This is a genomic window from Paenibacillus sp. GYB003, assembly GCF_036577625.1.
Taxonomy (GTDB): domain Bacteria; phylum Bacillota; class Bacilli; order Paenibacillales; family NBRC-103111; genus Paenibacillus_AB.
On record NZ_JARBDC010000069.1, the window covers coordinates 16,796 to 28,701 of the forward strand.

Genomic DNA, 11,906 nt, shown 5'->3' on the forward strand with positions numbered 1-11,906 from the left:
AATAGCTGTGCCTGTATCCGTTACAAAAAAAATAAGACGAAATGAGGCCCATTAGCGGCCGCCATGTCCGTTAGATACTTGGAACTGAGGGCCAATCCCGCCGAAGCAGGTCATACGAGCCGGTATCGCCGTTTCCCGCCACCGGCAGTAGGAAGCCCGCTCCACTCCCGACAACGCCGGCGCAGTTCGTACGGGCCGATATTCGCCGTTTCCCGCCGCCGGCAGTAGGAAGCCCGCTCCGGCTTTGGCGCTTAAGCGAAGGTCGGGACGAACGATTGTTTCTGTGCAAACCGAACCTTTTGTGCCGAAATGGCAGCGAAGCGGGGAAGCGAGATGGAAAAGTTCCCGCTAGTTTCGTTCGTTTCCCGTTTCCGGGCAAAACAACGGGAAAACGTCCCGCTAAACTCGTCCAACCCCCGCTTTTCGCCGGTTCGGCGCCTTTTTACCTGGAGCATTTCCCGGTATTTCGAAACGGCGCCTATACGAGGGCGAGTTAACCGGAGGTTTTCCCGTTCGTTCTGTTCCGGCTGCCCGGCAGCCACTGGATACGTCGGACATGGAATCATACATTTTCTACTGAAAAAGGGCCCGGCTTTGCCGGAGCCCCTGGTTTCAAGACGGTCCCGCCGCTGCGAGCATCGCCTCGATCCGTTCCTCCATACGGTCGATCGCTCCGCCCCAGTCCGCTTCCTTCCGTACGGCGCGAACCATTTCTTCCTTGACGATCCGCGACGCCTGCCATTCATAGTTGCTTTGTTCGACGGGAAACCATACTTCGTCTTCTTGCTCGAACAGCCACGAAAGCGAGCCTCCGTCCCCGGAAACGAGCGGGGTTTCGCTTCCGTATTGCTCGGCGTATAAAGACCGGCGAATGGCCGGGACATGCCCCCGCCGCGCCAAATGCATCTGGAGCGGCTCGGAGGCGAGGTACGTCATAACCTCGACCGCTCTCTCCTTCCGCTTCGACTTCGGATGGAGCGCCAAAAACGTCGCTCGCGTACCGGACGGCATACGCTTTCGTTCCCCGTATCGCGGAAACGAAACGAGCCCCATCCGGAAAGGCGCGCCGCCGGACAAACATTGGGGGCAGTGAACGCTCATCGCCACGTTTCCTTTGCGCTTGAAGCTTTTGCCGAAAACGAACAGCCTTTCGTCCGTCTCCTGGTATCCGCCGGGAATGCCGTACGCGTCCCGGACGATTCGAAAAAACGGCTGCCACTCCGGCTCGCGCAGCCGGGATTCGTGAGTATCCGGGTCCAGGCAAGTAAGTCCCATTTGCATTTTCAGCAGCGTGCAGTCGCCCATATCGAGTCCGTAAACGCGCGTTCCCCCGACATCGCCGGTTACGTTCCGCGCCAATTCGATCACTTCGTCCCAAGACATGTCGTGCGTCGGAGGCGGCACATCGAATGTCTCGAACAGCTCCGCGTTATAAAAGAGCGCATGGGCGTTCGTACCGCCCCTTTCGAAGGGCATTCCAACCAACGTCCCCGCTCGTCGCAAACGGCATCGGGCAGGCCGGAAGCGTACAAATCCGGATCGACGGCTCCGGGAGCAATCCACGGAGTAATTTCGTATTCCGACGTTTTCGGGATGGGAGCCGAGTTTATCCGAATATCGAGCGTCTCGTTCGCCTCCCACGCCTGCCAGGCTTCTTCCCGCATTCCGGTCGCATCCTGGACATGGGCGAACCCGACGTCCGGGAATTGGTCCCGAAGCCGGGACCCGATCAATCGTTCGAATCCTTCGTCGTACCAAGACGAGCTGAACGTAATGATGCTGTTCATCCTCTCATTCCTCCAATTGAATCGGATTTATGTAAACGTCCGATCGCAGCAAAACGACCGTCCGCAAACATTGTGTTGACATTCAACTCAACATCGGCCGCAAAAAAAATTATAGATCCAGCGTCATCTGCTCGTATCGGACCGCGGTCGGGCTTTCCGTCCCCGGTTTGATTATGTCGCCGTCGCGCCCGATGTGCAATAGCCGAAGCTGGTCGAGGCGAACCGCCAAAGCGGAGACGGACACCTTCAAGCAGTCGGCCAATCCGTATAAATGCCGGAGCCGGATCGAGCCGAGCATCGCGAGCTGCTTCACCGCCCTGGCCATCATCGGCTGCGGCATGAGCAAGCAGCCGGCGAACAGGTCGGCCTGCACTTCCTCGATCGGCTTCCGCGAGCTGCTGCGGCAGTAGTAGACGAACGACGATTCGTCCGCCCGTTCCTCCGATCTTCTGCCGCCTGTTCGCAAATGGGGCCGCTCCGCCGCATGCAGCACCCAATGGCCCAGCTCGTGCGCCAGCGTAAAATGGTACGTGCCGATTTTCCGGTCGAACAAATCGCGATGCGTTTCGTTCAAAATGATCTGTCTTCGTTCCGGAATGATCGCCGCCATGACCATGCCGTCTTCGTCCAGCCGGTCGATCGGCTCCCAGCATATTTGCAAATCGTAATGGAACTCCACGATTTCCTCGATCGGAACGGGGCGTACGCTCTTGTCGTACGGATCGAAGCCGTAATCGGTCAAAATCCGCTCGGTAATGCGTTCCATCTGCTCGCGGGCGATATAGGCCGTCCGGCTCATCGTTTCCCTTCCCCGTCGTCGTCCGCTCCGATAATTTCTTTGATTTTCTCCCATTGCTTCGGCGACAAATGCGAAGCTTTGCGCAAAAAGATCGGAACGTCGCTGTTTTCGGTAATCAGCTTCTGGAACGTCGTCGGCACCTTTTTGGCCGATAAAATAAGCTCCTCGGGCTCCACGCGCAGCACCTCGGCCATCCGGATCAGCTTGTCCTCGGCCGGCGGGTCCATCGTGCCGCTCTCGATTTTGCTGATATACGTAAAATCGATGCCGACGAGCGAAGCGAGCTGCCTCTGCGTTATTTTGTTTTGTTTGCGCAAGCTGCGAAGCAATTCGCCGAATTCGCTCATGGAAATCGTTTCCTCCCGTTAAGATGAAGTATGCCATGTTGTTGAATGTTTTGTCAACTAGGGAGTGCTGCATTTTTTTAGCCCGCGAACGCTTCAAGACGGCTTCGCACCCGATTCTCCCCCATGACCCGCATCATGTCGAACAGATCGGGCGTCTGCAGTCTGCCGGTAAGCGCGGCGCGGATGACGGCCGCCACGTCGCCCACGTGTCCGGCGTACGATTCCGGGTTTTTCTTGAACTGCTTCGTCTCTTTGGCGAAACCGTGCGCTTCGGCGACCCGTTTCACTTTATCGAACCAGACGTCCCGTTCGTCCGCGAATTCGTACGTGTCGAGAAACGAACGCACGAGCCGCTTGGCGGTTCCGATCGATACGGCGGAAGGGAGCGGAACGCCGTCCGCGGCCGGGTCGAACCAATCGTCGTTAAAGAAGGCGATCGTCTGTTTCACGTCGGACCATTTGGCGATATCTTTGCGCGGTTTGTCCGGCGTGCGGCCTATGGCGAAAATGTCGACCGCATAGCGTTCGTTGCCGCGCAGCCAGCGGAACAGCTCCGGATCGTACGCTTCCGCCCATTCCGTCGTTTGACGGTACACCTGCTCCGCGCCGAAACGCGCGACGACGTCCTTGCTCACGTCAATCAGCTTGTTCATGTCGAACAGCGCGCCGCTAACGTTCATTTTGTCCGGACGGATTCGAAACGCCGTTAACGGCTCGGTCGGATTTGCGAGACGCCATTCTTCGTAATCGGAATTGATCAGCGTCATGAAATATTCGCGGACGGCTTCGCTCGGATACCCTTCGCTCCGGTAATATTGCGCGGACGCGTCGCGGTCTTTGCGCTTGCTGAATTTGCGCTTGGATGCGCCGTCCATTTTCATGAGCGTGGCGAGATGTCCGTACTCCGGCCTGCGGAAGCCGAGCAGCTCGAACAGCTGCAAATGAATCGGCACCGATGACAGCCATTCGTCGCCGCGGAACACGTGCGTCGTTCCCATCAGATGGTCGTCGATCGCATGGGCGAAATGGTAAGTCGGAATGCCGTCCGCCTTCAGCAGCACGATATCTTGATCGTTTTCCGGCAGCTCGATATCGCCCTTGATCAAGTCGGTATAGCGAACGCGATTATCGCCGGAGCCGGGCGATTTGAGCCGGATGACGAACGGGCTTCCGTCGTTCAGCCGGTCGCGGACCTGCTCGACCGTCATGCCGCGATGGACGGCCCATTCGCCGTAGTAGCCGGTCGCTTGGCCCGCCGCCTGCTGCCGGTCCCGGATCGCCTGCAGATCGTCCTCGGTGCAGAAGCACGGATACGCCAAATCTTCGGCGATCAGACGCTTGATCCAAACCCGATACAGCTCCGCTCTGTCGCTTTGCCGGTAAGGTCCGTAGCTCCCGGCTTCCGTGCCCCCGGCTCCGACCGGACCTTCGTCGACGGCGATGCCGAACCGCTTCAGCGATTCGAGCAATTCGGCGGCGCTCCCTTCGACCTCGCGCTTTTTGTCCGTATCCTCGATTCTCACGTAAAAAACGCCGCCGCTCTGATGCGCCATCCGTTCGGAAATCATCGCCGCGTACAGTCCCCCGATCGTCATCAATCCGGTCGGACTCGGCGCGAATCTCGTTACGCAAGCCCCCGGCCCAAGCGCCCTCGGCGGGTATCGGGCCTCGATTTGCCCGGGGCTGACGTTCACCTCCGGGAATAGCAGGTCGGCGAGCTCGGTTCGGTTGGTCATGGTCGATTCTTCCTTTCGTTAGCGAATGTAAAAACGCAAAAAGCCTTTCATCCGACAAGGACGAAAGGCTCGGCTTCCGCGGTACCACCTGCATTGGTCGTTACGACCCGCTTGATCGCGACAAGAAAAACGACAAAGTCGAAGCGGGACGAAGCTGCGCGCACCCGCATCCCTTCGGGGCGAACGTTCGCCCTTGTTCCGATCGCGTCGTTCTGTAACGGGAACTCCCGCCGGACGTACTCCTTCTTTCGGTCCGGTGCTCGAAGGCTTCTTTCGTCAAGTCCGAATATCCGCGTTTCACCGGCCGCGGACTCTCTGCCAATCGGGGCGCTCGACTACTGTTCCTCTTCATCGCATGTCGTTCGGTAAATTAGTAATCAAGTTATCATAACCGGCGGCGGGAGTCAACTACGAGTTCATGTCGCGTTACTCCCGAGCGGCCACGGGTGCGGTACGGCTCGGCACGCAGGGCCAACGCAAAAACACCGTCCCGCCAAGGAAACGGGCGCGGCGAATCGGCTTCGCCGCCCTCCCCCGGAGGGACGATGTTTGTTTCGCGTTGAGGCGTTTAACGAACCGGTCCGGCGCCGCGATGACGCACGTGATCGCTTAGCTGATCGCGCACTTGCGCGCATAGCGTCTCGTCGTCGATCAAGTGCGACCAGTACGTTTTCAGCAGTCCCCACAGCTTGCCGAGTCCTTCGCTCGTCAAGTTCAGGTCGCGATGAAACCGCATCGTCGGCCATATGTCGCGGAACAGGTCGTAGCGCGACGGCCGGTTCAGCCCTTCGCCGACTTCCGCCTCGGCGGCCGGCTTGATCGCCGGAATGCCGATCGTTTGCCGCCGGATGAGCATTTGTCCTTCGACGGAGCTCAAATAGTCGACGAGCAGCTTCGCCGCCCGCTTGTCGGCCGATCCTTTGCGGATGCAGGCCGCCATCGCGACCGTCAGCGTCCGGGGCTCGCGCCCGTAGGGCAGCGTCGAAATGTCGTAGCGGATATCGGAATGCTTCAATTCGTTCAAGCTCATATAGCTCGTCAGCATCATCGACACTTTGCCCGTTTCGAACAGCCGGCCGATATCGTCGTTGCTCTCCGACAGCACGCTCGGAAACATGTCCCGGTCGTGAATGATCGCGTCGCACAACCGGATGCCGTCGAGCAGCCCCGTTCCGGCGATGTCGCAGCCCCCGTCCGGCCCCCGGGCGAAAGCTTCCCCGCTTTGCAGCAAAAAAGCAGGCCAACGGTTGTCCGACATCACGTAAAATACGAAGCCGTACCGCTCCCGCCGCCTCGTCAGCCTGCGCGCCGTCCCGATGCAATCGTTCCACGTCCAGCTGCTGTCCGGCTCGGGCAGTCCCGCCTCCAGAAAATGATCCTTGTTATAGCAAAGCACGAGCGGCGAAAACAGCAGCGGCTGCCCGTACAGAACCCCGTCCGCGGTAAACCCTCCCTCGAGAACGCGGTACGTGCCTTCCGCCGGAGTCAGCGGCTCGAGCGTGGAAAGGAGCCCGCTTTCCTCCATGCTTTGAAAATATTGATGGTTGATAATGAAAGCGTCCAATAACGGCGACTCCGCGTATTCCTTGACGAATTGGCGCGAATTGCCCGGGATCGTGATCGTCCGGACGCGGACCGACGGATATTTGCGCGAAAACGAAGCGAGCAGCTCGGACATCGCCATGTCGCGTTCCAGACTGCTGTTGATGCCGAGCGTTACCGTCGCCTGAAGCTCCTTCGCCGTTTCCGTCACCTGATTGCCGACGCGGGGAATTTTGCGGATCAGCCCTTCGCCGACCAATACGTCGAGACCTTGGCGCACCGATTTGTTGCTGATGCCGTACTGCTCCGCCAGCGCCGATTCGGAAGGCAAAAAGTCGCCGGGCGCCAGCGCGCCGCTCATCATGTCGTTTTTCAACTGCTCGGTCATACGCTCCAGCCTGGCGCGAAACAACCGTTGACTCGTTTTTCCGCTCACTCTCGAACATCCTCTAACGTTCAGAATGAACTAAGTATACATGACATGTCGCGGACAAAACAACAGCGGCGCGAGTTTCCGATCGCATGCCGGACTTTAGAGGAGTCGGCCGGCGGCAGCGTTCCCGCCGATCCGCTCGATCAGGCGCTCCTCGTCGATCAGGTCGGCCGCGTACCGCTTCAGCAGCTCGCGAAAGCGGTAAAACGATTCGGGCGCCAGCCCCATGTCGCGATGACGGCGATAGCCGGGCACGATATTGCGGTATAAATGAAACCGCGACGGCCGGCGCGGCAGCGCGTCGTTTTCGACCGGGGCGTCCGCGACCCGTTTCATCGCCGGAATGCTTAGCGTCCGCTCGCGAATGAGCCGCTGGGCGATTTCCGACGACATAAAATCGACCAGCCTCATGGCGGCGGCCTTCTTATTCGAATACCGGTTGACGGCGATGCCGATCGTCGTCAGCAGCGTACGCGGCTCCCCGCGGTACGGAACGGCGGAAATGTCGAAGTCCGGACCTACCGAGGCAAAATCGTTGAGCGACATGTACGTGCTCAAGATCATCGACGCCCGGCCGTCCCGAAACAGCTTGGCGAAATCCCGGCTCGACTCGGCCATATAGTCGGGAAAAACGTCCCGGTTGCGGACGATCGATTTGTAGAGCCGAAAGCTGTCCAGCAGCTTTCGGGCCGCCGGCCCCCCGCCCTCGCCCGAATCGGCCTCGAGCCTCACGCCGCTTTGCAGCGGAAACACCGGCCAGCGGTTGTCGGACAGCGGATAAAAGCACAAGCCGTACCGTTCCCCGGGTACGGACAGCTTGGACGCTTGCGCGATCGCGTCGTCCCACGTCCAGCTCCCGTCCGGCTCCGGAACGCCCGCCTCGCGGAAATGGTCTTTATTGTAGGCGAGCACGACGGGCGAAAAAAGGATCGGGCGCGCAAACTGCGTCCCCCCGCTTGCGAATGAATCCCGCAAAAACGAATACGCGTCGTCCGAATCCGGCATCGGCTCGAGATGCGGCTCGCCCAAGGCGCCTTCGATTTCCCAAAACAGCTGGTCGTTGATCATCAGCGCGTCGACGAGCCCGGCGCGCAAATACGTATCGACCGCTCCCGCGTAGTCGTCGGACGAGAAAAGGACGACCTCGACCCGGATGTCGGGATGCAGCTGCCCGAACCGTTCCAGCAGCAGCGACATCTTCATATCCCTTTCGAGCGAATGCATCGATCCGAGCAGCAGCCTCGTCGCCGGCCGCTTCGCGGTTTTGGACACGATGCTGCCGACCCGCGGTATTTTTTCGATCAGCCCTTCCTCCGTAAGCGTCTGCAGCCCTTTGCGGACCGTTTTATTGCTCATGCCGAACCGCTTCACGAGCGCGAGCTCCGACGGAAGAAACTCCCCCGGGGCGTACAGGCCGCGTATCGTGATGTCGTCCCGCAGGATGTCGACCATCTCGTTCAGCCGGTACGGCTTCTTTTTCGTCCGATTCGATGTCATGCAGCATCCAGCCTCTGTTTTTATTGATTATTTCCGTGCTATTCCGATGATAGCGAATTCCCTTGTAAAAGTACAGTAGATTGCTGTACTTTCGAAATGAAAATAGAGTATTGACAGAACAAACGGGAGATTTTATGCTTTTTACATCTGTTGTAAATCAGATCACGGCACAATGAACGCTTTTCGTCGGCATGACGTTTGGCGCCAGCCCGTTCGAACATTCCGCTCTCCTACATCAGCATACAGCAGACAAACCGTACGGAAGAAAGAGGTCGAGACCGATGTCATTGAAAATCGCCGTTTTACCGCCGGCCGGGGGCAGGCAGCGGATATTTACGGAGAAGCATTTGGAGCACATGAGCCGTTTCGGCCAAGTCGTCTGCAACGAAGCGGGCACGAACGATCCGGATGCGATTCGAAGCGTGATCGAAGGCGCCCATATCGCCGTTTCGTCCTGGGGCACGCCGAGCTTAAACGACTCCATCCTGCAGGCCGCGCCGCAATTGAAGGCGGTCATCCATGCGGCCGGAACGGTCAAGCCGATCGTGACGCCGGAGCTGTGGAGCCGCGGCATTCGCGTATCGAGCGCCAACGGTCCGCTCGGCCAAGGCGTCGCCGAGACGGCACTCGGGCTGACCATCGCCAGCCTGAAAAATATGTGGAACATTTCCCGCGAGACGGAGCGGGGCGGCTGGAGCGAGGAGAAGAAGCGGGTCCGAGAGCTGTACGACGTTACGATCGGCGTCATCGGCGGCGGCAAAGCCGGCAAGCATTTCATCAAGCTGCTGCAAAATTTCGACGTGACCGTGCTGCTGGCCGACCCGTTCGTATCGGCCGATCAAGCCGCCGCCATCGGGGCGACCAAAGCGGAGCTCGAGGAGCTGCTCGTTCGCTCCGACGTCGTGTCCATTCACGCTCCATCGCTTCCGTCCACGTACAAAATGATCAACCGCGATCGGCTCGCCTTGATGAAGGACGACGCGATTTTGATCAATACGGCGCGCGGCTCGATTATCGACGAGGATGCGCTTGTCGCCGAGCTGAAAACCGGCAGGCTGTTCGCCTGCATCGACGTGACCGATCCCGAGCCTCCGGCGCCGGATCATCCGTTCCGGACGCTGAGCAACTGCATTTTGACGTCTCATATCGCCGGCTCCGTGACGAACGGCTTGTATCGGATCGGCAAATTCGCGGTAAACGAAATCGAGCGGCTTCAGGAAGGTAAACGGATGGAAGGCGAAGTCGAGGAGAAGGATATGGCCTTTTTGGCGTGAACGGGGCCCGGTCGAGCAGGGCCAGGCCGGGCCGGGTGCGGAATAAGGTGCAAAAGAACCTTATTCCGCCTGATGCGGATTCTTGCGGGGGCGTATAGTGTTCCTTTGCACACTATGCGCCCTTCTGCCGCGCCGCCAGCCCGGGCCGGGTACGGAATAAGGTGCAGAGGAACCTTATTCCGCTGATACGGCTTCTTGCGGGGGGCGTATAGTGTTCCTTTGAACACTATACGCCCTTCTGACGCGCCGCCAGCCCGCGCCGGGTGCGGAATAAGGTGCAAAGGAACCTTATTCCGCCTGCCCCGGCTTCTTGCAGGGGCGTATAGTGTTCTTTCGAGCACTATACGCCCCTCAGGCTGGCCGCGGCGGTACTTTTGAGTCGCTGAGGGCTCTTATGCCTCGTCGACTCCTTCCAGTTCGGGCAGCCCCGCCTTGCGCCGTTGTTCGATGATATATGCGACATACCACTCCGCGTTCTCGTTGTTTCGCCGAATCGAACGGATCGTGGCTAGCCAGTCCTCGTTCCAACTCATGCCGTTCGATATTTGGTGACCCCGTTTCTCCATTTCGATGGTCTGGTCGTAGGCGAGGACGGCGAATTCCCGCATTCTCGGCGTATCAAGCAAGATGACGTTTCCTTGCGCATCCCGCTTGCTGTCCACGTCCTTGCCGGCCTTGAGCATCGCATAAGCTCCCACCGCAAAACGAACAAAATCGCCACGATCACGACCGCCGCGACCGCAGCCGTAATCCACTGCCCAACGTGCATACTCCCACCTCCCGAAATGACAGAAATTCCGGCTTCCGGAAGCCAGGCCTCGCCGCCCCCCTTGAGCTTGGCGTGTACCGCAGAAATTCAGCATCCCGCCGTACTTGCAGGCTGCCTTCGTCAACCGAGATGAACCGGTACAAGCCGCCCCGTTCGCGAATTCCGAGCCGGAATTCCTGTCCCTGTCCTACATTGCCGTTGCATGCCTCGCCTGAATGCCGGTTGCTCGGGATTCCAATATTCGCCAGAGACGGACTAATCCCTCGGAAGCCGGGTATGTTCCATTCAAGAGCCGCTGCCCCGCACCGCCGCTGCATCAATCGCGTTCTTTCAACAATTCGGCGGCTAAACGTTCGAGCTCCAGCCCTCTCGATCCTTTCACCAGCACCGCGTCGCCCGGACCGAGCTTGGCGCGTATTTCGCGCAGCGCCTCGGCCTGGTCGCGAAAATGCTTCACCCGGCCCGCCGGGTACCGCGACGCCGCTTCCAGGGCGATCCGTTCGGCAAGCTCCCCGATCGTGAACACGTACGGGATCGCATCCGGGTTCAAAGCGCGGCCGACATCCGCATGGTAGCGCAGCTCCTCCGGACCGAGCTCGCGCATGTCGCCGAGCACCGCAATTTTGCGATCGTACCCCGCAAGCTCGCCGAACGTGTCGAGAGCGGCCAGGACGGAAACGGGCGACGCGTTCCAAGCATCGTTGATGACCGCATATCCGTCCGCCGACCGCAACAGCTCCATCCGCATGCCGGTAACGTTCGCCCGTTCCAGCCCTTCCTTGACGCGCTCAAGGGCGATACCGGCAACTTCCGCGGCGGCGATGGCGGCAAGCGCGTTCGTCACGTTATGTTTGCCGAGCAGCGGAATGCGGTAGGTCGTGCCGCTTAGCCGGAACGAAACGCCCGATGCGTCGGTCCGGACCGCCTCCGCCCGATAATCCGCGCCGTCCGAAAAGCCGAAGGTTACGGACCTCGCCGGCTCGCCGCATAAGCGGATTTCGCGTTCCAGCAAAGGCTCGTCGCCGTTGTAAACGAGCGTTCCGCCCGGCTCCAGACCGCGCACGATTTCCATTTTGGCGGCGGCAATCGCTTCGCGCGACCCGAGCGTGGACAAATGGGAGACGCCGATCATCGTAATGACGGCAATATCCGGCCGAACCATTCGCGAAAGCCGTTCGATCTGCCCGGGCTCGCTCATCCCCATTTCGACGACCGCATATTCGGTGTCCGGCGCGATGTCCAGCAGCGTAAGCGGCGTGCCGATTTGGCTGTTCCAATTCCCTTGCGTCTTGTGCACCTTGTACGTCGTTCCGAAAATCGAGTCGATCATGTCCTTCGTCGTCGTTTTGCCGTTGCTGCCCGTAACGCCGACCGCTTTGACCGGCAGCCCGTTTCTGTAGTCGGCGGCCAGCCGCTGCAGCGCCTCCAGGCAATCGCCGACCCGGATGACCGGAACGTTCGCCGGCGGATCGGGACGATCGGCTTGCCACAAAACGGCGGCCGCCCCGCCGGCGACCGCTTCCCCGACAAAGTCGTGGCCGTCCTTCACCCGGACGAGCGGCACGAACAGATTGCCTTCGCGAATCGTCCGCGAATCGATCGAAACGCCGCGAACGGCCGTTTCGACGAAACGATCCGCTGCGGCTTTTCCGCCCACGATCGCTTCCACTTGTCTGATCGTTCGGCTTAACGTATGGACCCGCCCCTTTCCGATCTATTCCT

General features: G+C 59.7%; 9 protein-coding genes and 1 other annotated feature. Of the genes, 1 reads left to right on the forward strand and 8 read right to left on the reverse strand.

The genetic code is table 11. From position 1 onward, the window contains the following. Positions 1–612: 612 nt before the first annotated feature. The 6 genes from PV407_RS21795 to PV407_RS21820 form a co-directional block, all read right to left on the reverse strand. Positions 613–1,476, reverse strand: a complete 864-nt coding sequence (locus PV407_RS21795) for a hypothetical protein (RefSeq protein WP_332092107.1) — start codon at positions 1,474–1,476, stop codon at positions 613–615. 420 nt (positions 1,477–1,896) lie between these two features. Next, positions 1,897–2,586, reverse strand: a complete 690-nt coding sequence (locus tag PV407_RS21800; protein ID WP_332092108.1) for an ImmA/IrrE family metallo-endopeptidase — start codon at positions 2,584–2,586, stop codon at positions 1,897–1,899. Then, positions 2,583–2,933, reverse strand: a complete 351-nt coding sequence (locus PV407_RS21805) for a helix-turn-helix domain-containing protein (protein WP_332092109.1) — start codon at positions 2,931–2,933, stop codon at positions 2,583–2,585. Before PV407_RS21805 ends, PV407_RS21800 begins: the two co-directional genes overlap by 4 nt. A gap of 77 nt (positions 2,934–3,010) precedes the next feature. Continuing rightward, positions 3,011–4,669 (reverse strand): glutamate--tRNA ligase, encoded by a 1,659-nt coding sequence (locus PV407_RS21810; protein ID WP_332092110.1) that lies wholly within the window; start codon positions 4,667–4,669, stop codon positions 3,011–3,013. Between the two features lie 53 nt (positions 4,670–4,722). After that, positions 4,723–5,030, reverse strand: a binding site (T-box leader). Between the two features lie 207 nt (positions 5,031–5,237). Continuing rightward, complete coding sequence (locus PV407_RS21815) at positions 5,238–6,647, reverse strand: extracellular solute-binding protein (protein WP_332092111.1); 1,410 nt, start codon at positions 6,645–6,647, stop codon at positions 5,238–5,240. A 96-nt stretch (positions 6,648–6,743) separates the two neighbouring features. Beyond that, complete coding sequence (locus PV407_RS21820; protein WP_332092112.1) at positions 6,744–8,141, reverse strand: extracellular solute-binding protein; 1,398 nt, start codon at positions 8,139–8,141, stop codon at positions 6,744–6,746. Between the two features lie 281 nt (positions 8,142–8,422). Between PV407_RS21820 and PV407_RS21825 the strand changes: the two genes are divergently transcribed. After that, positions 8,423–9,415 carry a hydroxyacid dehydrogenase gene (locus PV407_RS21825; RefSeq protein ID WP_332092113.1) on the forward strand — a complete coding sequence of 331 codons (993 nt, stop codon included), beginning with the start codon at positions 8,423–8,425 and terminating at the stop codon, positions 9,413–9,415. 392 nt (positions 9,416–9,807) lie between these two features. Here the strand turns inward: PV407_RS21825 and PV407_RS21830 are convergent, their stop codons facing one another. Then, complete coding sequence (locus tag PV407_RS21830) at positions 9,808–10,170, reverse strand: hypothetical protein (protein ID WP_332092114.1); 363 nt, start codon at positions 10,168–10,170, stop codon at positions 9,808–9,810. Positions 10,171–10,500: 330 nt separating this feature from the next. Next, entirely contained in the window at positions 10,501–11,853 is a 1,353-nt protein-coding gene (locus PV407_RS21835; RefSeq protein ID WP_332092115.1) for a UDP-N-acetylmuramoyl-tripeptide--D-alanyl-D-alanine ligase, read from the reverse strand. Positions 11,854–11,906: the final 53 nt, after the last annotated feature.